At 72.4% G+C, this 20257-nt stretch carries 18 protein-coding genes and 3 pseudogenes; 6 read left to right on the top strand and 15 right to left on the bottom strand.

Translation table 11 applies throughout. The features are described 5' to 3' along the window. Nucleotides 1-181: 181 nt before the first annotated feature. Nucleotides 182-604: a YjbQ family protein gene (locus ABZ919_RS15190; RefSeq protein WP_361247487.1), complete on the top strand. Its 423-nt coding sequence runs from the start codon at nt 182-184 to the stop codon at nt 602-604. A 173-nt stretch (nt 605-777) separates the two neighbouring features. On the opposite strand, the gene ABZ919_RS15185 is transcribed toward ABZ919_RS15190, so the two are convergent. From ABZ919_RS15185 to ABZ919_RS15170, 4 genes are all read right to left on the bottom strand, one after another. Then, on the bottom strand, nt 778-2544 hold the full coding sequence (locus tag ABZ919_RS15185; protein WP_361247485.1) for a choline/carnitine O-acyltransferase: 1767 nt from the start codon (nt 2542-2544) through the stop codon (nt 778-780). Between the two features lie 59 nt (nt 2545-2603). Further along, entirely contained in the window at nt 2604-3449 is an 846-nt protein-coding gene (locus tag ABZ919_RS15180) for a class I SAM-dependent methyltransferase (protein ID WP_361247483.1), read from the bottom strand. A 69-nt stretch (nt 3450-3518) separates the two neighbouring features. Then, nucleotides 3519-4388, bottom strand: coding sequence for an arpA protein (locus ABZ919_RS15175; protein ID WP_361247481.1), 870 nt, complete (start codon nt 4386-4388; stop codon nt 3519-3521). Nucleotides 4389-4960: 572 nt separating this feature from the next. Continuing rightward, a complete protein-coding gene (locus tag ABZ919_RS15170) occupies nt 4961-5521 on the bottom strand; it encodes a nucleoside-triphosphatase (protein ID WP_361247480.1) in 561 nt (186 codons plus the stop codon). A 130-nt stretch (nt 5522-5651) separates the two neighbouring features. Here ABZ919_RS15170 and ABZ919_RS15165 point away from each other — a divergent pair. Next, nucleotides 5652-5911: pseudogene (locus ABZ919_RS15165) on the top strand (hypothetical protein); the annotation flags it as partial. Between the two features lie 5 nt (nt 5912-5916). On the opposite strand, the gene ABZ919_RS15160 reads toward ABZ919_RS15165, so the two are convergent. The 5 genes and pseudogenes from ABZ919_RS15160 to ABZ919_RS15140 all read right to left on the bottom strand — a co-directional run bounded on the left by ABZ919_RS15160 (nt 5917) and on the right by ABZ919_RS15140 (nt 9894). Beyond that, on the bottom strand, nt 5917-6561 hold the full coding sequence (locus ABZ919_RS15160; RefSeq protein WP_361247478.1) for a protein-L-isoaspartate(D-aspartate) O-methyltransferase: 645 nt from the start codon (nt 6559-6561) through the stop codon (nt 5917-5919). 91 nt (nt 6562-6652) lie between these two features. Next, a pseudogene (locus ABZ919_RS15155) lies at nt 6653-6919 on the bottom strand (hypothetical protein); the annotation flags it as partial. 130 nt (nt 6920-7049) lie between these two features. Continuing rightward, complete coding sequence (locus ABZ919_RS15150; RefSeq protein WP_361247477.1) at nt 7050-8147, bottom strand: hypothetical protein; 1098 nt, start codon at nt 8145-8147, stop codon at nt 7050-7052. A 272-nt stretch (nt 8148-8419) separates the two neighbouring features. Then, nucleotides 8420-9184 carry a LuxR C-terminal-related transcriptional regulator gene (locus ABZ919_RS15145; protein WP_361247624.1) on the bottom strand — a complete coding sequence of 255 codons (765 nt, stop codon included), beginning with the start codon at nt 9182-9184 and terminating at the stop codon, nt 8420-8422. A gap of 299 nt (nt 9185-9483) precedes the next feature. Continuing rightward, nucleotides 9484-9894, bottom strand: coding sequence for a DUF5997 family protein (locus ABZ919_RS15140; RefSeq protein ID WP_361247475.1), 411 nt, complete (start codon nt 9892-9894; stop codon nt 9484-9486). 82 nt (nt 9895-9976) lie between these two features. Here ABZ919_RS15140 and ABZ919_RS15135 point away from each other — a divergent pair, with 82 nt between their 5' ends. Continuing rightward, the gene (locus ABZ919_RS15135; RefSeq protein WP_361247474.1) at nt 9977-10774 is read left to right on the top strand and encodes a LysR family substrate-binding domain-containing protein; all 798 of its coding nucleotides are present in this window, start codon (nt 9977-9979) and stop codon (nt 10772-10774) included. Between the two features lie 103 nt (nt 10775-10877). Here the strand turns inward: ABZ919_RS15135 and ABZ919_RS15130 are convergent, their stop codons facing one another. The 3 genes from ABZ919_RS15130 to ABZ919_RS15120 all read right to left on the bottom strand — a co-directional run bounded on the left by ABZ919_RS15130 (nt 10878) and on the right by ABZ919_RS15120 (nt 13832). Continuing rightward, nucleotides 10878-12341, bottom strand: coding sequence for an MFS transporter (locus ABZ919_RS15130; RefSeq protein ID WP_361247472.1), 1464 nt, complete (start codon nt 12339-12341; stop codon nt 10878-10880). A gap of 298 nt (nt 12342-12639) precedes the next feature. Further along, nucleotides 12640-13335, bottom strand: coding sequence for an HAD family phosphatase (locus ABZ919_RS15125; protein WP_361247470.1), 696 nt, complete (start codon nt 13333-13335; stop codon nt 12640-12642). Nucleotides 13336-13355: 20 nt separating this feature from the next. Further along, nucleotides 13356-13832, bottom strand: coding sequence for an Lrp/AsnC family transcriptional regulator (locus ABZ919_RS15120; protein ID WP_361247468.1), 477 nt, complete (start codon nt 13830-13832; stop codon nt 13356-13358). 230 nt (nt 13833-14062) lie between these two features. On the opposite strand from ABZ919_RS15120, the gene ABZ919_RS15115 reads away from it, so the two are divergent. Beyond that, the gene (locus ABZ919_RS15115; protein ID WP_361247467.1) at nt 14063-15592 is read left to right on the top strand and encodes an FUSC family protein; all 1530 of its coding nucleotides are present in this window, start codon (nt 14063-14065) and stop codon (nt 15590-15592) included. A gap of 171 nt (nt 15593-15763) precedes the next feature. Next, a complete protein-coding gene (locus ABZ919_RS15110; RefSeq protein WP_361247465.1) occupies nt 15764-16810 on the top strand; it encodes a lactonase family protein in 1047 nt (348 codons plus the stop codon). 103 nt (nt 16811-16913) lie between these two features. Here ABZ919_RS15110 and ABZ919_RS15105 read toward each other — a convergent pair whose 3' ends face one another. The 3 genes and pseudogenes from ABZ919_RS15105 to ABZ919_RS15095 all read right to left on the bottom strand — a co-directional run. After that, nucleotides 16914-17840 carry a hypothetical protein gene (locus tag ABZ919_RS15105; protein WP_361247463.1) on the bottom strand — a complete coding sequence of 309 codons (927 nt, stop codon included), beginning with the start codon at nt 17838-17840 and terminating at the stop codon, nt 16914-16916. A gap of 175 nt (nt 17841-18015) precedes the next feature. Next, on the bottom strand, nt 18016-18990 hold the full coding sequence (locus ABZ919_RS15100; RefSeq protein ID WP_361247461.1) for a BadF/BadG/BcrA/BcrD ATPase family protein: 975 nt from the start codon (nt 18988-18990) through the stop codon (nt 18016-18018). Then, nucleotides 18987-19331 (bottom strand): annotated as a pseudogene (locus tag ABZ919_RS15095) (hypothetical protein); the annotation flags it as partial. The gene ABZ919_RS15100 and the pseudogene ABZ919_RS15095, both read right to left, overlap by 4 nt. Before the next feature lie 245 nt (nt 19332-19576). On the opposite strand from ABZ919_RS15095, the gene ABZ919_RS15090 reads away from it, so the two are divergent. After that, nucleotides 19577-20254: a uracil-DNA glycosylase gene (locus ABZ919_RS15090; RefSeq protein ID WP_361247459.1), complete on the top strand. Its 678-nt coding sequence runs from the start codon at nt 19577-19579 to the stop codon at nt 20252-20254. Nucleotides 20255-20257 lie beyond the last annotated feature (3 nt).

Raw genomic sequence — 20257 nt, 5'->3', positions numbered from 1 at the left:
GGGTGCGAGCCAGGTCACCGGCGAAGGCCTCAGCGGGCTGGTCGCGGACCAGGAACAGGAAGCCCTGGTTCGGCGGCAGTACGGGCAGTCGTGCCCGGCCAGCCGCTGGAGGCCGGCAACACGGCAGGACGCGCTTGCGTCCGCGCCGTGTGAGACCCGGCGTATCGGTCAGGATGAGGGCATGTCACATGCCTTCACCACCAGCACGCTGAACGTCTCCACCGGCTCGCAGGAACGGGTCGTCGACATCACCGCCGACTGCGAGGACTTCCTGCGCGAGGCGGCGGACGGCCGCGACGGACTGCTCAACATCTTCGTTCCGCATGCCACCGCCGGAATCGCCGTCATCGAGACGGGCGCAGGCAGCGACGACGACCTCCTCGCCGCCCTGCACACCCTGCTCCCCGCCGACGACCGCTGGCAGCACCGCCACGGCAGCCCCGGTCACGGCCGCGACCACGTCCTCCCGGCGATGATCCCGCCCCACGCGACCCTCCCGGTGCTCGGCGGCAGCCTCGAGCTGGGCACATGGCAGTCGGTCTGTCTGGTCGACACCAACAAAGACAATGCCAACCGTCAGGTTCGACTGAGCTTCCTGGGCTGAGCAAGATCGTCCCGGGGTGTGGCCGCCACGTCGCAGTACGTAACGGGGAGCGGCGTTCTCCGGCCTCGGCCGTGGCGGTGGGGACTGCGGCTCTGACGTCGCGATCGCCGCAGAGGAGGGGCTGCCGGACCGTGGTCCCCGACCGGGAGTTCCGGTCCGGCGGTGGGCTCCGTTCAGTCCTCAGGCCGCTCGGACGCCAGCAGCTCACGGAGTTCGTCCATCGCCTCCCGGAGCCGGTCGGCGAACGTCCGCATCTGCGCAGCGACCGCCATCGGCGTGCTCAGGTAGAGGTTGAACCGCCCGGGAAGCAGCACATAGGCGACACCGATGCACTGGCTGCTGGTCGACCCGAAGCCGAAGTACTGGATATTGACGGACGGCGCGGAGCTCGTGCTCAGGTAGTCGTCCCGCATGGTCAACCAGCCCGGTGTCCGGTACAGCGCGGGCTGCTCGGTCACCCCGAGCTCGGCCCCGCGCCGGCGCTGGATCAGCTCCAGTTCCCACAGGTGCTGCTCCGGCGCCTGCCCGGCCTGGCACGCCTTCGCGCGCGCCACATGAGCGTCGGTGGCTGCCCGGAACGCGGCGCGCCGGGCGTCCGCGTCCACTGCCGGGTCCTCCATCGCCGCCACGAAAGCCACCATCTCGGTGGTGACGACGCGCATCGCCTCGGTCCGCCCGTGCCGGTACTGCCGGGTGGCGATCGACTCGTACGTGGCGCCCAGGTGGCCCTTGGCGCGCTGATGGGCGAGCTGGTAAGCGGCCTGGACGAACGCGTCCGGCGAGACTCCCAACGCCTTGGCCGCGCTGCTGCCGAAGTCCGCGAACGACAACGTGCTGGTCGCGGTGTTCTCCCCGTACGCCGCGAACGCGTCGGCGGCGGAGCGCACCTGGGCCCGCAGCGCGCCGTCCAGTTCGAACACGATCGGCCCCAGCGCCGGCAGCCCCTGGGAGCGGGCTCCGGACTGCCGGGACTGCTCTTCGGCCGGAGTGTTGAGCAGGGCGTCGGTGAAGTTGAGGATCGTGGTCCCGTCCAACTCACAGTGCTCGACGTTGATGCCCGCCCGTCCATCGGCGAAGACGACGAAGGACAAGGCCTTGTCGAACCAGCGGTTGCCGCGGTCGCCGTACAGCAGCTGGTCACAGGCGTCCTGGACGTCCGCGGGAGCGAAGTCCTCCAGAGCGACGCAGAACAGCGCGGTCTCGACATCGTCAAGGGCGTCGGCGTTGCGGGGGTGGCAGGCGAGCAGGGACTTCCGGGCGGCCGCCCACTCCGCGCGGGCCATGGTGGTGAGGTGGCCCACCGAGGTGCCCGCGCCGGCCGGGTCGGCGCCGGCCTTCATCACGGCGCGCAGTCCCGCCTCGATGTCATCCAGGCTGTGCGGGACACCGTCCGGCCCCAGCACGTCCAGCCGGAACATGCTGCCCCGGAAGAACACCACGATGTGCCGGGCCTCGGACGGGCCCGGCCACTCCTCGGTGTAGGGCGCGCGGACGGTGTCCTGCTGCGCGCCGGGGATACGTGTGGTGGAGAACAGAAACCTGTTCTGCACCATCGATTGGGGCGCTCCGCGCTGCACCACCGGTGGAATGAGTCCTTGATCGAGCCGCCGCTTGTAGTTGAGGGCCCCGGCGACGAGCCCGGCCGCCCGCTCCACCTGCGCCTGGTCGGCGTCCTGGAACAGGAAGAAGAAGTTGGCGTTGAGCGCGATCCGGTCCCGGCGGCCCAGGTATCGGTATGGCCAGAAGGTGTCGAGCCAGCTGTGCACACCCTTCGTGGCGTCGTACTCCTCCAGTGCAGCATGCAGCACCCGGCCGGGGCCGTCGGGCCGGAGGAAGGCGGTGACCTCCGCCTCGGTCGCCGACCGCTCCTCGGCGGTCAGCAGCGGCGTGCACCAGGCGAGAAACCTCTCGCAGCTCGCCTCCAGCGTAGGCAGCGGCACGCGCGGGAGGCTGTCCTCCTGGGCGAAGGTCGCATTGGCTGATGCATCCTGACTGATCTTCAACTCTGGTCTCGCTTCGGATCGTTGGGACCTGCGATGTCGTACGGCCGGGAAAGATAGAGCTGTGCGTACAGCCAGCCTTCCGCCTCCAGGCCCCGTGCATCCACCCCTGCGGCCGACATGTTGTGGAGCACGAGCGCCTGCTCCTGCGGGGAGGCGAACCGCCGCTGTCTGAACACCTCGTCGACGCGTATGGTCCGGTAGCCCAGACTCGCCAATGCGCGTTCGACGGGGTCGAACGGGAACATCCGCAGCACGAAGTGCGCCATCCAGGGCCGGCGGGTGCCCTGTGCCCGGACGACTCGCGTGAGCGTCCGCTCGGTGACGTAGCCGACGCAGCCCGTCGAGATCACCAGGTCCGTACCCGAGAGCTGGTCGCGCTGTCGCGGTGTGGGCTCGTGCTCCTCCAGGTCGGCTCGCACCGCGTCGTCGAGGAACCCGGCCTCGAGACCGTAGGACAGCGCGCTGCCGGAGGTGTCGAGGCCGACGAAGCGGATCGCTTGCGGGGGTTGGCGCGACCGAGTCAGCTCCCGGTCGCGGGCCAGCAGAGCCTCGCGGCTCTCACCCGCACGCCTCTCGTCGCCGTAGCGTGCGTACAGCTCGTCCATGGTCGCGTCGTACTTCAGCAGGGCGGCGTTGATCCCGTACGAGCAGCCGATGTCCAGCACCTTCGGCACCGTGACGTGCCGGGACTCCCGGTACTCCGTGATGATCTTGGCGAAGTAGGGCTTGGCCTGCTGCGGAACGCAGTAGTCGAGCGGGCGCAGCACCCTGAAGTAGGTTCGCGGATCGGGCTGGTCGTAGATGTGGTCGAGTGAGACTTTTCCGGTCACGTCGAAACGCACAGGGCTTACTCCTCCGTGGGATCGCGCAGGGGGAAACGGCCTACGGCGACTACGTGTTCTCGCCGCCCGCTAGTCCAGGAGCCGGTCGCCGCGGACGGCCCGTCCCTCGGCCGCCACGTGCTCGGGCAGCACCCGGCCGAAGAGCTGCCGGGTCCGTTCCACGCTCCCGATGACGCCGGGGCGCTCGCTGTAGGCGAATATCGCGGAGTGGCGTGCGACCTCGCCGCGCACCGGGCTCACTCGGTGCAGCGAGTAGCGGCCTTTGAACAACTGCAGGTCACCAGGTTGCAGGGGGAGGCTCCGGGTCAACCGCTCGCCCCGGCCGTCCACTACGTCCCGGACGTCGTCGAAATTCTCGTCCTGCGCGGTCCGAATGTTCGGGCAGTACTCGAAGACGCCGCCGGCCTGCGCTTGCTGGGTGACCATGCTCACGGTGAACTCGTTGGTGTCGAAGTGCCAGGGGTGCTCCATGCCCGGCGCGATGACGTTGAGAACCAGCCCGGAGAGCGGGTCCGCCAGCTCGTGCAGCTCCGGCAGTTCGAAGCAGTGGGCGATGAAGTGGCGGAACGCCATGTCGGAGTAGAGCCGGCTGATGAGGGAGTCCGAGGGAATGCGGTCCCGCGCGACGAACGCGTTACCCCGCTCGAAGGTCTTCCGGCCCGGATGGTTCTCCGGCAGTGCCGAGTCCACTGCGATGTTGTAGACGTTCACCGTCTCGGTGTCGTGGTGCGCCCGGGGGGCGATGGCCGAGCACTCCTGCCGCAGCACGTCGCGCAGCGACGGGCGAATGAAGTCCGGCAGCACGGTGCATCCGAGAGTCAACAGGTCGCGCCGGGCACAGGAAACCAGGGCCTGTCCCCGGGCGCTCGCGAGTTCCGACAGGGGATAGCGGGCCGTGTCGACCAGCTGATCAAGCGTCAGGGCTTCGAAAGAGCGCATTCGATCCTCTCCGCAGGCGGGCCGCCCCTCTCGCCGGTTCCCCCGCCGGCCGGCGGCTCCGCCTCCTACGCACACATGGGATGAGCGACGCGATCCGTGCGGTCGGCCGGACCTCGCCCTTGGCATTTCAGTAACTCGGCTGACACGAAAGGGCACTTGAAGTTCCCACAGTGATGCAGTGTTGTCTGTATGCGACGCGTCACACTGCCCGACTCTGCGTTCCAGCTGCAAGCCTTCGCGGGTTCGGCACGCGCCGACCGCCACGCTGGAGTCGCAGTGGCCGATCGAGCCCTTCGCGGTCAGTGAGATCACCATGTCGTCCAGCGCGCCCGTGCGGCCCACGTACGAGGGCAGCAGCCGGGGCCGGAACACACCCAGCCGGTCCCGGCGACCCGCACCGTGACCGCACCGACCTCCGCCATGACCTTCCTGGCCCGTAGCCGTTGCGCAGGGTGCCGCCCGAACGGGACTCGCCCGCCGACCCGGCCGGCCTCCGTGGCCAGGTGCCCGTCCATCTCTCGCACGTCATCCGTCGCCCCGACTCCGTTTTCAGCAGGCCGGAGGTTCGTCTCTCATCCGTGAGAGGCAGGTCTTCCGTGCGTCCGCAGCTGCTGCAGCCGGGCCGCGAGCTCCTCCGGCAGGACGTCCCGGTTTGCCGGGGTGAGCTGGACGACCTCGACGTCGGTGCGCCGCTTGAGGGCGTCGGTGAACGGATCGCGGTGCGTGTGGACCGTGGCGACGACGTCGACGTCTGCGGCGAACAGCGCGTCGACCGCGTGCCGGAACGCCGTGCACGTCAGTTCCATCCGTCCCAGCTCGTCGATGAGCACCAGCCGTCCTGTTGCCTCCTCGGTTGCTGCCGGCCGGAGCGACGGCAGCGCCAGTCGTTCCATGACGCCCGGGTCGACTCCGTATTTCCCTACCCGTGGCGGACCGGGCAGGTCGACATGGGCGAGCACTTCCCGTCGGCCCGCCAGGGTCTCAAGGACGAATCCGACGCGGGCGCCGGATTCCCGGATCTCCTCCGTGGTGAAGCCGCTGGCCGCGTGGGTGGACAGCAGCGCGGCGAGCCGACGCAGGGCGGTCGTCTTGCCCGCGCCGGGGCGGCCCTCGAGCAGGATCCTTGTCGGCACACTGCCATCTTCACCCCCGCTTCCCGAGGCGGCCCGGGTGGGTTCGGCCGAGCGGGGTTTTGGGTGCGGACCGGTGCCGGTGTCGCCGTTGCGGGCATGGCGGCGCTTCCGGGGACCACCGGGACGGACGGAGGGGCAGAAGCCCCAGGGTGGCCTGCCGTGGCCGAACGGCTCCGGCCGCGTGGGCTGGGGAGGGCCGATGCCTCCACCGGGACACGGGCCGCACCGCTACTTCTTCCGCCTGTACGCCCTGTCCGATTCCACCTGTATGCCCTGTCCGAGCCGCTGCCGCTGCCGCTGCACGATCACCCGGGCGCCGGGGACGTGCACCGTGCCCTGAAGGGCGGGGACCTGGCCTCTGGCACCCGGGTCGGGACCTATCAGCGCTGAGCGCGTCACCGCTGGTCGTAGCCATGGGCACCGTACAGCCGGACGAACCGGGCTGCGGTGACCTCCCTGCGGTGCACCAGGTTGTCGGCCCGCCGCTCGTACAGCTCGACGCGCTCCTGCCCGCCCTGCCCGATCGGCTGGACGAGCCGGCCACCGGTGCGGAGCTGATCCACGAGCGGCTCAGGCACGCGCGGGAAGGCCGCGCAGACGATGACTGCGTCGTACGGGGCACGGGCCGGCATCCCCAGGGTCCCGTCGCCGAGTACGACCTCGGCATTGCCGACGCCCTGGCCGGCCAGCCGCAGGCGGGCCTCGTCGACCAGGTCGGGCCAGCGCTCGACGCTGACGACGTACGCGGCCAAGCGGGCCAGCAACGCGGTCTGCCAGCCGTATCCGGTCCCGACCTCCAAGACCTGTTCGTCTCCGGTGAGGCCCAGGGCGGAGACCATCATGGCGATCAGCGAGGGCTGGGTGGTCACCTGCCCGTGGGGGAGCGGCACGGGCGTGTCCCGGTACGCGGATGCCACCTCGTCCGCGGGGACGAATTCCGCCCGGGGGATGCTCCGTACGGCGTCCAGGAGACGGGCGTCGGTCACGCCCACGGCGTGGGCCGCGCGGACCAGGTCCTCGGGGGTCCCTTCACGGGCCATCGGACCGCGGGGCCGTGGCGGTGGCGCCGGCGGCCCCGGTCGTGGTGCGTTCCAGAAGCCGCACGGCGTGGTCGTGCCGGCCGCACGCCGGTGCCTCGTTGCTCACGTGCTCGGCGCCGTTCTCGCAGTTCTCGTTGCGGTGCGGGTGAGCCGGGTCCGGTTCCGGCCAGGCGCAGCCCGGGCAGTCGAAGCCCTCGGTCTGGTCGAGGTCGAGCAGCGTCGGCGCCGTACGGCGGACCGTCGTCTGCTCCAGGGAATACTGCAGCGGGTTGACGACCGCCGGCACGCCTACTGCCCGGCTCTTGGGCGGGGTGATCGAAACGTCCGTCCCGTCCGCGCCGCTCCTGCTCCTGTCCATGTGCCCCATCCGCCGCTCATACGCCGCGCTGCCGCTCCAGCCCAGTGTCGGCATGTTCCGCGCGCGGCGCGATCCGAGGCGGTGGGACGCAAGGGGAGACCCGTCATCCGGGAGGCACAGCACGCCGGCGTCAGGGCGGGGTCCCCGGGTCGGCGTACCGCAGCAGGGCGCCCACGCCCTCGTACAGCTTCAGCACGCTCTCCGGTACGACGACCAGCTCGGCACCGGTGCCGACGAGGGACCGGATGAGGGCCTCGGCGGCGCGTTCCTCGCGCGGGGCCCGCACGCCGAAGGACACCAGCTCCGCCTCGGTCAGGGCGAGCTGAGTGGGCTGGGAACCCACCCAGAGCCGCAGCGAAGACTCTGGCGGCCGGTTCAGCAGCAGTGCCGCGACCTGGCCGCGCTGAAGGGCGGCGACGGTGGCGGCCAGGCCGTCCGCCATGGGTCCGTCCAGGGCACGCCGGCCGATGAAGATGTCCACGAGTTCCCGGTCGTGCGCTGCCATGCGGCCGTGGAAGACGCTGTCGAGCTGCGGCTCCAACAGGGCGCGTCCGGTGTCGGTGGGGGTCCGGCCGCCCACGCGTACGACCTTGTCCCGCAGGGTGTGCGGCAGGCGGCGGACCAGTACGTTGCACGCCCACTCGTCCCCGCCCACGACGACGGCGTCGGCATGGGCGCGCCGCGCCCGTTCGTCCAGCCGGTGACCGAGCCGGAGGGAGGTGCGGTGCCAGGTCGCCACCGCGACCCTGTGGTGCAGCCGCTCACCCGGGGTGACGGTGGACGCGGGCCAGGTACCGGTCTCCGCCTCCACGGTTACCCAGCCGTGGGTCTCGGCGGTCGGAAGGCCGCCGTAGTGGACGACCACGGCCATGTAGGGGATCTCCGGAAGGTGCTGGGTGACCAGGGGCATCGCGTCCGGCAGGGTGCTGTAGCGCGCGGAGTCCTGCTTGGGCGGCCTGGGCAGCTCCCCGTCCATGACGAGCGTGCCGTGGGCGGCGAAGATGGCCTGACCGTGCGCCCCCGGCACGCTTGTGTCGGCGCCGACCGCCTCCTCCAGTACGTTCAGAAGCGCCCGGTCCGAGCCCTGACGGGACAGACTCTCGCGCAGCCGCTGCCAGCGCATCGCGATCGCCCGATCGGGACGCTCGACGTCTCGGGAGGTGTCCAGGTACACGGAGGCGAACGGGCCCGGCTCCGCGTAGAGGGGTTCAAGGAACGACAGCCGCATCGCCACTCCCCGTCGTTGGTCTCCCTCCTTTGATGATGCGCGCCCCGGGGGCGATGGAGCTCGACGAGCGCAAAGCGGTGACCGCCACCGTCTGGTGCTCCCGTGCAGACTCTTCCTTCATCCGCTCCAGGACCCGGCTGCTCAGCGGGTTGCTGTCCCGGCCCGTGGCTCGGCGGTGCTGGACGTTCTGGTCGCCGCCACCATGGGACCACCCATTGCAGACCGCTTGCAGACCACGCCTGCACCGGTGGCGCCGGACCGGTGGGACGGGCTCAGCGTCGGGCGTGGGGCGGCACCAGACCGAGTTGCTGGGCGCGCAGTACGGTGCCCAGGCGGTCGCGGGTGCCCAGCTTGCGGTAGATGTTCTCGACGTGCTTGTGCACGGTGCGGACCGAGATGCCGAGGCGGCGGCCTATGGACTCGGCGGTGAGCGCGTCCGCGAGCAGCAGCAGGACGGTCGTCTCGCGCGGCGTCAGCGCCGATTCCGTCGCTCGCTCGTCCGGCGGTCCGGCCGGGCCCAGTGCCCGCCGCCACTGCTCCAGCAACTGCCGTTGCCGCTCGACGGCCACGAGCAGCGGCTGCGCCCGCTCCGCCATGTCGAGATGGTCGGCGGTGAAGTCCGCACCGGCGCGATAGACCAGGCACCCGGTGACCGGCGTGGTGCTGCCGGGGAGCGGCACGCCCAGCACATGGTCGACGTCCAGCGCGTCGCCGAGCAGCCGGGCCGTGGGACTGCCCGGCCAGCCGCGGCCCGCCGCCTGCTGCGCGGTGACCGGCATCCGGTCGGTCCTGCTCGCGTAGTGGCGGGCGAAGGGGTAGCCCGCCCGGAGCAGGGCCAGATCCGCGCCGCCGAGCCGCTCCAGCTCGGCGGCTGCGGCGTCGGGCGCCGCGCCGATCGTGCCCGCGTGCTCGGTCCAGTCGTCCAGTTTGTGGATGACCGCCTCGCCGCCGCACAGGTCCGCCAGGGCGCCGGCGAGCATCGGCCACAGGCGTGTCGGCTCGCGCTCGTGCAGCGCCGCCACGGCGACCGCCGTCATGCGTTCGTAGGCCCTGTCCAGCCCCGCCTGCCGGTCTCCGGTCACCTCGCGGTCCGCCCTCCCGTCCGCGTACGTACTTGTACGCATACCCCGGCGGCACCGGGCTGTCGCACACTGCAACCCGTCGACACCGGCCGCGCGGAGGCAGCTCCGGCGGGCCGCCGGCACGGGGGAACGGCGGCCCGTCCGGTGTCGTACCCTCCGGCTGACCCCGGCCCCGCACCCTCGGACCCAGCTCCTGGCCCCTCCGGAGGCCGAGGGCGTTGTGGAAAAACGGTTCTCGGGAAGCGGAAGGGGGATCAGCCGCGTCCGGCGGGGCGCTCCTGCTTCTCCTGCTTCTCCTTCTTCGCCTGCTTGATCCGCGCGGCCTCCTTGCGGACCCCGGCCTGCGTGGCGCGCTCCTTCTCCAGCCAGTCGGGCTGCTCCTGCTTCAGCGCCTCGATCTGCTCGGTGGTCAGCGGCTCGGTGACCCCGCCGCGGGCGAGGCCGGCGATGGACACGCCGAGCTTCGCGGCGACCACCGGACGCGGGTGCGGGCCGTTGCGCCGCAGCTCACTCAGCCACTCCGGCGGGTTCGCCTGCAGCTCGTTCAGCTCGGCGCGCGAGATGACGCCCTCCTGGAACGACGCGGGGGTGGCGGGGAGGTACACACCCAGCTTCTTCGCCGCGGTCGCGGGCTTCATCGTCTGGGTGCTCTGCTGCGAACTCATGCGGTCAAGCGTATCGGCCGCGTGCCCGGCCGCCGACCACGGCCGGTGACGGGGGACGGGCCACGGCCGGTAACCTGGCCTGGTGACAGGCTCGGAGGAACCACCGTCGTTCCGGCTCGCGTACGTACCCGGAGTGACGCCCGCCAAATGGGTGAGGATCTGGAACGAGCGCCTGCCGGACGTCCCGCTCACCCTCATCCAGGTCCCGGCCGCGCAGGCACCCGAGACGCTGCGCGCGGGCGAGGCCGACGCGGGCTTCGTACGGCTCCCCATGGACCGTACGTTCTTCAGCGCGATCCCCCTCTACACCGAGACCTCGGTGGTCGTCGTACCCAAGGATCACCTGATCGCGGCCGTGGACGAGGTGACCCTCGCCGATCTCTCCGACGAGGTGCTCTTCCACCCCCTGGACGACGTCTTCGACTGGGAAAGCCCGCCGGGCGAGGCCGCCTTCGAGCGTCCCGCGACGACACCGGACGCGATCGAGCTGGTGGCCGCGAACGTCGGCCTCGTCGTCGTTCCGCAGTCCCTGGCCCGCCTGTACCACCGCAAGGACCTCACCTACCGCCCGGTCACCGACGCCCCCCAGTCGAGCATCGCCCTGTCCTGGCCGGAGGAGGCCACCACCGATCTGGTGGAGGACCTCATCGGCATCGTCCGCGGCCGCACGGTCAACAGCACCCGGGGCCGGTCGCGGCCTCCGGTCGAGCAGCAGCAGAAGCGTTCCGAGCAGAAGCGTTCCGAACCGAGCGGTACCCGGCAGAAGCCGACGCCGAAGTCCACGGGCCGCAACCCGCGCACCCGCGCGGCCGGGGGCAACACGCGCACAGCGGGAACCAAGCAGACCCCCAAGCGGGGCAAGCCGCGCCGGAGGTCGTGAGGGCGGCGGCGTGACGCCGGGTCTCGCGCCGTCTGTCGTACAGCTCGGGCCGTACGGCGCAGTCGCGTCGCGTGCCGCAGGAGTCCTGCCGTACGACCGCCCCCTACACGCTCTCCCGCGCCGCCTCCCGTTTCTCCTCCCGCTGCGGACGGACCCGGCGTTCCCGCAGGTCCGCGAAGGCCAGGGCGAGGGCGAGCAGGATGATGGCGATGGCGGTGAGCAGGCCGTACTGAAGTGCGGTGGCGGGGTTGCCGGGGTGGGCCAGGTGGGCGAAGTACACCGAACCCACCGCGGCGACACCGGCCGCCGAGCCGATGCGCTGGCCCGTCTGCAGCACCCCGCCCGCCGCCCCGCCACGGCGGACGGGCACGAGGGAAAGGGTGAGGGTGGTGTTGGGCGAGATGGTCAGACCGGACCCGATGCCGGCGGCGAGCAAGGGAAGCGCGGCCGCCCAGGCCACGCCCCGCCCCGGCACCCAGTGCACGGCAGCGGCGACCCCGAGCATCCCCACCGCCACCGTGCACAGCCCGGCGATGACCAGCTTGCGTCCGAAGCGCACCACCAGCCGGCCCCCCGCCGCCGCACCCGCGGCCGACCCGGCCGCGAAGGGCATGGAGGACAGGCCCGCCGCCAGCGCGCCGTAGCCCATGCCGTTCTGCAGGAACAGGGTGTAGACGAAGAACAGCGTGGTGAAGCCGCCGAAGTAGACCAGGCTCAGCAGTGCGCCGAGCGAGAAGGACCGCAGGGAGAAGAGCCGCAGGTCGACCAGGGGAGCCCGGCCGTGCCGCCCCTGGTGCCGCTCCCACGCCCAGAACGCCGCCAGCAGTCCGGCGCTCACCGGGAGCAGGGCCCACTTCAGGTGTCCCTGCCACTGCTGTTCCTGGACCAGCGGCAGCATGAGGGCGAGGACACCCGTGCCGAGGAGCAGCACGCCCGGCACGTCGAAGCCCTCGGATCTGCCCGGCGAGGCGAGGGAGCGGGGCAGCAGCTTCAGCGCCGCGCAGAAGACGGCCACGCCGATGGGCAGGTTGACGTAGAAAACCCAGCGCCAGCCGTCGACGCCGCCGGACGCCTGGATCAGCAGGCCGCCGGCCAGCGGGCCGACCGCCGTGGAGATGCCGATGGTGCTGCCCATCATGCCGAACGCCCGGGCCCGCTCCGGGCCCTGGAACATCTGCTGGATCAACGCCGAGGTCTGTGGTGCGATCATGCCCGCCGACGCTCCCTGGACCAGCCGGAACAGCACCAGCCAGGTCGCGTCGGAGGAGAGCCCGCAGGCCGCCGAGGCGAGCGTGAACAGAGCGAGCCCGGCCAGGAAGGTCTGACGCCGCCCCCGCAGGTCGCCGAGCCGCCCCGCCGGGACCAGGGCCAGTCCGAAGGTGAGGGCGTAGCCGGACATCACCCACGACAGGTCGGCCGTGCTGGCCCGCAGCCCGCGCTCCACCGAAGGGAGCGCCACGTTCACGATCGACGTGTCCAGCAAGGTCATGAAGGCCGCGGTCAGACAGACGGCGAGCGCTTTCCACCGTCGGTCGTGCCGGGCCGGTTCGGCCTGCTCTGTGGTCATGGGATCACGCTAAGGAGCCGCTGCCCGCCGCGCACGGCGGAGTGACCCTGCCGCACCCCCTCCGGCCGGACCCGCCGCCCCTCGGGCCCCGTACGACGCCGCCCGTGACGAGCGCAGCACCGCCGTGCCGGCCGCCCGCTCCGGCAGGCCGTCCACCGCCCGTGCGTGCACGACGGCCCCGCTGTGCGTGAGCAGCGCCCCCTTGCTCCGGAAGGGTGCCCCGGCCCACACCGCGTCGAGCAGCGTGGTGCCGTCACGTCGGGCCGGGCATCGACGCACCGACGGGTGCGGGTGTTGCTCAGCAGGCCGGTGCCGCGGCTCGGAGCCAGGCGTACGCCGACTGCGCCGTGAACTCCGTCTGGCCACCGCGCAGCAGCAGGGCCGCGGTGGCGAATCCGGGGGCGTCCGCCTGGGCGGCCACATACGGGATCGCGATGCAGCGCATGCCCGCCGCGTGGGCGGCGGCCGCCCCCGGTGCCGCGTCCTCCAGGACCACGCAGTCGGCGGGGTCCGTGCCGAGCCTGCGGGCCGCCTCCAGGAAGATGTCGGGGGCGGGCTTGCCCCGCGTGACGTCGTCGGCCGAGACCACGGTGCGCAGGTACGCGTCCAGCCCCGTGCCCGCCAGGATCGCGTCGATGGCTTCGAGCGACGAGCCCGAGGCGACCGCCGTCGGCACGCCCTCGGCGGCCAGCAGCTCCACGAACTTGCGCATCTCCGGGTACGCGCGCGTGCCTGTGCGGGCCAGCCCCAGATAGCGCCGGTTCATTGCGTCCAGGAGTTCGTCCACCGAGGCGGAGAGGCCGTAGCGCTCCCGCCAGAGGGTCACCGTCTCCAGGGTGCTGATGCCGACGTAGCTCTCGTGGTCCGCCCAGGTGAAGCCGGGGACGCCGTGCTCGGCCAGGGTCAGCCGACTCGCCTCGTAGTAGTTCGGCTCGCTGTCCACCAGCGTTCCGTCGAGATCGAAGATGACCGAGAGGGCGCCGAGATCGCTCATGCGCTCCAGCATGCCAAGCGTCAGGTGCGGGCCGCCCGGCCGATCGACTCCACCAGGGGCAGCAGCCGGTGCGGGACGCGCTCGCGCAGCGCCACCTCGGTACGCGTGCGCACCACGCCCGGCAGGCTGATCAGCTTCTGGATGACGTCCTCCAGATGGGCGTTGTCCCGGCCCACCACCCGGGCGAGAAGATCCCCGCCGCCGGTGATCGAGAACGCCTCCACGATCTCCGGCACGGCGGCCAGCGCGTCCCCGACGTCGTCCAGATGGCCCTGGGTGACCTCGATGTGCACGAACGCCAGCACCGGAAGACCCAGGGCGGCGGGGGAGAGGGAGGGGCCGCTGCCGGTGATCACACCGTCGCGCTCCATGCGGTCCAGGCGGGCCTGGAGCGTGCCTCGGGCGATGCCGAGGATGCGGGAGTACTCGCGCACGCTGGTGCGCGGCTGCTCCAGGAGCAGCCGCAGGATACGGGTGTCGAGTTCGTCCACGGCCATGAAGCACGACTGTACCAATGGCTCAACGGGCGCACCCCCGAGTATGGCGCCCGACCTGGTCCGTTGGTATTCCGGTGGACGTGCGTATGGCGCCCTCACCAAGCCAATGGACCAGCGATTCGGACCGCACTTGAGCCACTGTCCTCGGGGATGCTCTCATGGAGGCGTCGATGGCGCTGCGGATCCCGCGGCGCCTTTTCTGTGCCGGTTTTCGCTCGGGGAGGGCAGCAGTGCTGAAGAGGATGTTCGTGGCTCCGGACCCGGGGCGGGCGCGATTGCGCTTCGCCGCACGGGCCGTCCTCGGCATCGGCCTCGCGGTCGTCGTCTGCCTGCTCGCCGGGCAGTCCCTCGCCGGTGCGGTCGCCGGCGGCCTCGCGGCCCTCCTCGCCCTGTTCACCGTCGCCGACCCGAGCGTGCGCGGACAGGCGGTCACCACGGCGCTGCTGCCCGCGGTGGGCGTGCCGGTGCTCGCCGCCGCGGCCGAGCTGCACGCCTGCCCCGTCGCTCGCGACCTGGCCTTCCTCGCCGTCGTGGGTGCCGGAGTGTATGCGCGCCGCTGGGGGCCGCGCGGGCACAGCCTCGGCGTGTTCGCCTTCATGACCTTCTTCGTGGCCCAGTTCCTGCACGCCACCCCGGCACAGCTGCCCGAGCTGTACGCCGCCGTCCTGCTCTCCTTGCTCAGCGCGGCCGTGGTGCGTTTCGGCGTGTGGTGCTACGAGCGCCGGCTGCCCCCGGCCGTCGTGCCCTCCCCCACTCCACTTGGCTTCGTTCGAGCGGGGGGACCCCAAGCGCCCGCCGAACGCGGCCTGGTCCGGGTGACCACGCGGCAGGCCGTCCAGGCGACCGCGGGCGCGGGGTTCGCGCTGGTCGTGGGCCAGCTGGTGTCCGGACAGCGCTGGTACTGGGCCGTCGGCGCCACCTGGTGGATCTTCGTCAACACCGCCTCGCGCGGAGAGACGCTGGTACGCGGCTTCCGCCGGATCCTCGGCACGGTGCTCGGCATCTGCCTGGGCTTCCTCGTCGCCGTCCCCCTGGAGGGCGCGCCGGCGCCGACGGCCGTCCTGGTCGCCGTGGCCGTCTTCGGCATCTTCTACACGGCCGCCCTCTCCTACACCTGGATGATGCTCTGGGTGACCGTGCTCGCCGAACTCCTCTACGGCCTCCTCGGCGTCCTCGGCCCCGGCCTGCTGGCGCTGCGCGCCGCCGAGACGGGCGTCGGGGCGCTCGGTGCCGCGCTCGCGGTGCTGTTCGTCCTGCCCGTCACCACCCATGCCGTCACCGACGTCTGGATCCAGCGCGCGCTGCGGTGCGTACACGCCTGCACGGCACAGGCCGCGGCCCGGCTCGCGGGCTCCGGCACGGCGGACCCGGCACCCCTTGTGGCCGAACTGGAGCAGCTGCTCGGCCGGGTCCGGCTCGCCGTGGCCCCGCTGGTGCACCCGCTGAACCCGATGCCGGCCCGCAAGCGGCGCGCCCGTCGCGTCCTCGCCCTCCTCGACGACTGCGCCCGCGAGGTCCGTGGCCTGGTGGCGGTCGCCGCCGATCCCGAGGCCTCCCACGATGCCCGTCTGGCCGCGGCCTGCTGGCGCGTGGAAGCCGCTGTGGAGGCACTCACGGCAGGTCGCCCGGAGCCCCTCCGCAGCACCGCCGAGGCGCCCGCAGAGCCCGCCCTGGCCCACCTGCACGGCCTGGAGCGCGCCCTCGCCGATCTGGCCGAGCCCCTGCGGGAACCGACGGGGTCGCGGCTGGTGGGGGCCTGAGCCGGTGGCGGCGCCGATCGCACGGGTGTTGCCGGCGGGGTCTGCCCGGGGTCGCCGACGGGCGGGGAGCCCTCGAGGCCAAGAACCGCCGACGGCGCCCGTCTCTTGGTCTAGACCGGCCGTGATCGGCTACCGTCGGCCCCGGACGGGCTCGACCGAGAGGGGACAGCGGTGGCACAGGACGGCAGGGCCGGCGGTTGCAGGGCGTTCATCGGCTCGTTCACGGCGGCGGGCGGCCCCGGCCTGGTCGCCGCCGACGTCGCACCGGACAGCGGCGCCCTCGTCCTGGGCTCCGTCGTGAACGATGTGCCCGACCCGTCCTATCTGGCCCTCTCGCCGGACGGGCAGATGCTCTACGCGGTCAGCGAGACGGCCGACGGCACCCTCGCCGCCTACCGCGTGGACGGCGACCGGCCGAAGCTCGCCGGTCCGCCCGTGCCCGTCGAGGGCAGCGGACCGACCCACCTCTGTCTGCACGCCGGGCATGTGCTGACCGCCAACTACGGCTGCGGCAGCGTCACCGCCGTACCGGTGCACCCGGACGGTTCTCTCGCTGCGAAGCCCTCCGGCCGGCTCCAGCACACCGGCGCAGGCCCGCACGAACGGCGGCAGCGCGGTCCGCACGCCCACCAGGTGCAGCCCGATCCGAGCGGCCGGTGGGCCGTCAGTGTCGACCTCGGGACGGATTCCGTCCGGGTCTGCACCCTCGCCGACGGCGCTCCCGTCCTGCACCGCGAGTTCGCCCTGCGCCCCGGCTCCGGCCCCCGCCACCTGGCCTTCCACCCGGGTGGCGCGCTCGCCTACGTCGTCAACGAGCTCACCCCCACGGTGACCGTCTGCCGCTGGGACCCCGAGGCCGGCTCCCTCAGGCCGCTGACCGAGGTCCCCGTGCTGCTCGGTGTCCCGGCCGGCGACGCCCACCCCTCCGGGATCGTGGTCTCGCCCGATGGCCGATTCGTGTGGACCGCCACCCGCGGCGAGGACGTCCTGTCGATCCTCGCCGTGGAGGGCGAGGCGCTGCGGCTCATCGGCACGGTGCCCTGCGGCGGGCACTGGCCCCGCGCGCTCGCCGAGCACGAGGGATTCCTCTACGCGGCCAACGAGCGCTCCGGGAACGTGACGTGGTTCGCCCTGGACGAGCGGACGGGGCTGCCCTGCTACGACGGCTCGGTGCCCATTCCCGCGGCCTCCTGCATCGTCTTCGGCTGCAGCCCATGAGCGCCGAGGCCGCCCGAGCAGGATGTCCGCACAAGGCGAAGGGCCCGCTCCGGGGTGTGGAGCGGGCCCCGTGTCGTACGGTGTCGCGCGGCGCCGGTGCGGGTCAGCGGACCGGCATGCCCTGCGGCTGCTGCGGGGCGATGCCCAGCGCCGTCGTGTACTTGGCGAGGGCGAGCTTGCCGATCGCCGGATACGCCCCGAGCGCCTCGGCCGTGGCGCAGCCCGCCTCCTCGGCGGCGGCAGACAGCAGCCCGGGGTCGATCTCCGGGCCGATCAGGTACGGTGCCAGGGCCAGCTGCTGCGAGCCCGAGGAACGCAGCTGCTCGGCGACGGAGGAGATCGAGCCCTCCTGGTCCAGGGCCGCCGCCATCACCGGCACGGCCAGGCGGGCGGCGAGCAGCATGCCGGTGATCCCGGCCGCCTGCACGGCCTCCTCACCACCCACGGACGCCAGGATGATCCCGTCCGCGGCGGTGGCCACGGTGAACAGGCGCGCCCGGTCGGCACGGGCCAGGCCCGCCTCGGACAGCCGCACGTGCAGCGCCTCCGCGAGCAGCGGGTGCGGACCGAGCACATCGGTCAGATCGGCGGCGACCCGGCTGTCCATCACGGACTGGCGGATCTGCCGCAGCAGCGCGCTGTCCGGACCGGCAAGCAGCGGCACGACGACGGCGACCGGGCCGTCGGGCTCCTTGGCCCCCTCGACCCCGGCGGCGACGGCCTGCTCGTAACGGGCCGTGCGCTCCTCGGCCGCGCGCACCAGCACGGACCGGAGCGTGGGGAACTCGGCGTCGTCCCCTTCCAGGTATCCGATGCGGGCGTCCAGGCCGGGCAGCTCGGAGCGGGCGATGCTCACGACCTCCTCGGCGAGGGTGCGCGCGGCGGCGCTGGGCACACCGGGAACCGCGAGGGCGAGCGCGGGCGCGCCCTCGGGAGCCGCCAGGGGTTCCGGTCGGCGGTGCCGTCCGGGCTGGCGGGGTCGCGGCATTCGTACGGGCAGGCCGGACGCGGGCCCAGTGGGGGTGCTCATGGCGCCGCATGTTACTGGCTTCGGGGGTTCCTCCGTTCGGGGAGGGTGCAGGTGAGCGGTATCCGTCCGCTTTTGTCTGATGAGTTACGGGCCAAGGACACATGTTTCGGGCACGTGCCGGGGACATGCACCGACAAAGAGACGGCAAGACGGACAATCCGCTTTTGCCGGAACCTCATTCGCCTGGACCGGAGACCGCCAAGAACATGGTCGGTTCACCCGGCAGAGTGAGCCGTCCGGCCGCGAGGTCGTTCGCGATCCGCACCGAGCCGTGCAGAGGATCGCCTTCGGCCGGCACCTGACGGGCGTGCGGAAGCCTGCTCGCCAACTCCTCGCGCAGCGGTGTGAGGAGGGGCTCGCCCAGCCGGAACAGGCCGCCGGTGAACGCCACTCGCGGAGCCGGGTCCGCCGGGCACACGGCCGCGGCGGACTCCGCCATGTGCCGGGCCGCGGTACGCAGGATGCCCGCGGCGACCGGGTCGTGCGCGGCGCACGTCGCCACCCGGGGCGCGAAGGAAGCCAGTACGGCGGGCCGGTCGGAGCGGGGATAGAGCCGGCCCGGCAGTTTGCTCACCGGCCCGAACTGCTCCTCGGCACAGGCCAGCAGCGGCGCCGAGCCGCCGTCCCGGCCGTCGTGCGCGCGCAGCGCCGCCTCCAGGCCGGCCCGCCCGATCCAGGCGCCGCTGCCGCAGTCACCGAGCAGATGGCCCCAGCCGTCGGCCCGCCGCCAGGCCTTCAGATCGGTGCCGACCGCGATCAGCCCGGTGCCCGCGGCGAGCACCGCGCCGGGACGCGGCCCGAGGGCACCGACGTAGGCGGCGACGGCATCGGCGGCGAGCGCCACGTGCCGGACGCCCAGCTCCCGGGCGAGCGCGCCCGGAAGTTCGGCTCGCAGGGCGTCGCCCAGAGTGGCGAACCCGGCGGCGCCCACCACGGCCGTGCCCAGCTCGCCCACCCCTGCCTCGGCGGCCGACGCGCGGGCCAGCGGAGCCAGCTCGGCCATCAGATGGCCCGGATCGATGCCCCGCTCGCCAGTGCGGACCGGTTCCCGCGACTCCCGCAGGGCGGCGGGCTCCCGGCCCAGCACACCGACGGCGACCCGCAGACCGGAGCCTCCGGAGTCCACCGCCAGGTAGCCGCGGACGGTCACGGCAGTCGCCGGTCCACCGGCTGCCCGCCCTGCTGGATCGGCAGGTCGTCGGCCCGGCCGAAGGAACGCGAGCCGAAGAACCGGCGGTCGGCCGACATCGGCCGCGGGCCGAAGAAGCCGCGGTCGGCCGACATCGGCGAAGGGTGCGCCGACTCCACGGCCGGCAGGCCGCCCGGCAGCGGACGCAGATCGCGGGCGTCCCGGCCCCGCAGGACGCAAACCAGCGGCTTGCCGCGTGCCGCGAGGGTGCGGAGCGCCTGCTCGGTGGCCTCCTCCCCGCCCTTGCCCCGGTGCGCGCCCGGACTGCGCTCAGCCGGGGCCGGCGCCCCGTTGAGCAGCAGGTTGGCGGAGGTTTCGGGAGCTGCGTATCGAGCATGAGGGGCTGACCAGGCGTGATCGCTGTGGCGGAGTGGCTCGGTCACTGGATGCAACAGGCTCCCCTCCTTCCCGGTGGCCGGCTGCGTGATCTGCTCGACCGGTTCGAAGATCTCGACGAGGAGGAAGGGTAGCGCCCCGACCGGCGGCCGTGCGTGAGGGCGTCCGTGTCCGTGCCGCGGCACGGCGCGTACCAGTAGAGTGACGCGCCGTGGCACCTCGACCGTTGCATGAACTTGTTGAAGCAGGCTGGGCGAAAGCTCTCGAGCCTGTGGCCGAACGCATCGCGGCCATGGGGGACTTCCTCCGAGCCGAGATAGCGGCCGGCCGGACCTACCTTCCCTCCGGGGCGAATGTCCTGCGGGCCTTCCAGCAGCCTTTCGATGACGTCCGTGTCCTGATCGTGGGACAGGATCCCTACCCCACACCCGGGATGGCCATCGGACTGAGTTTCGCGGTCTCGCCTGAAGTGCGTTCGTTGCCGGGAAGTCTGGAGAACATCTTCCGGGAGATGCACTCCGACCTCGGGTTGCCCAGGCCGTCGAACGGCGATCTGACGCCGTGGACGCAGCAGGGTGTGCTGCTGCTCAACAGGGCGCTTACGACCGCCCCGCGCAAGCCCGCGGCGCACCGGGGCAAGGGGTGGGAGGAGGTCACCGAGCAGGCCATCCGGGCGCTGGCCGGGCGCGGGAAGCCGCTGGTGTCCATCCTCTGGGGGCGTGACGCGCGCAATCTGCGGCCGTTGCTGGGGGACCTTCCGGCGATCGAATCCGCGCACCCGTCCCCGATGTCGGCGGACCGGGGCTTCTTCGGCTCGCGTCCGTTCAGCCGGGCCAACGATCTGCTGCTGCAGCAGGGTGCGCAGCCGGTGGACTGGCGGCTGCCGTAGTGC

This window comes from Streptomyces sp. NPDC046759 (assembly GCF_040645475.1).
GTDB lineage: Bacteria > Actinomycetota > Actinomycetes > Streptomycetales > Streptomycetaceae > Streptomyces.
Note: the sequence above shows the minus strand (reverse complement) of the source record. Positions and strands in the feature narration are given on the sequence as shown.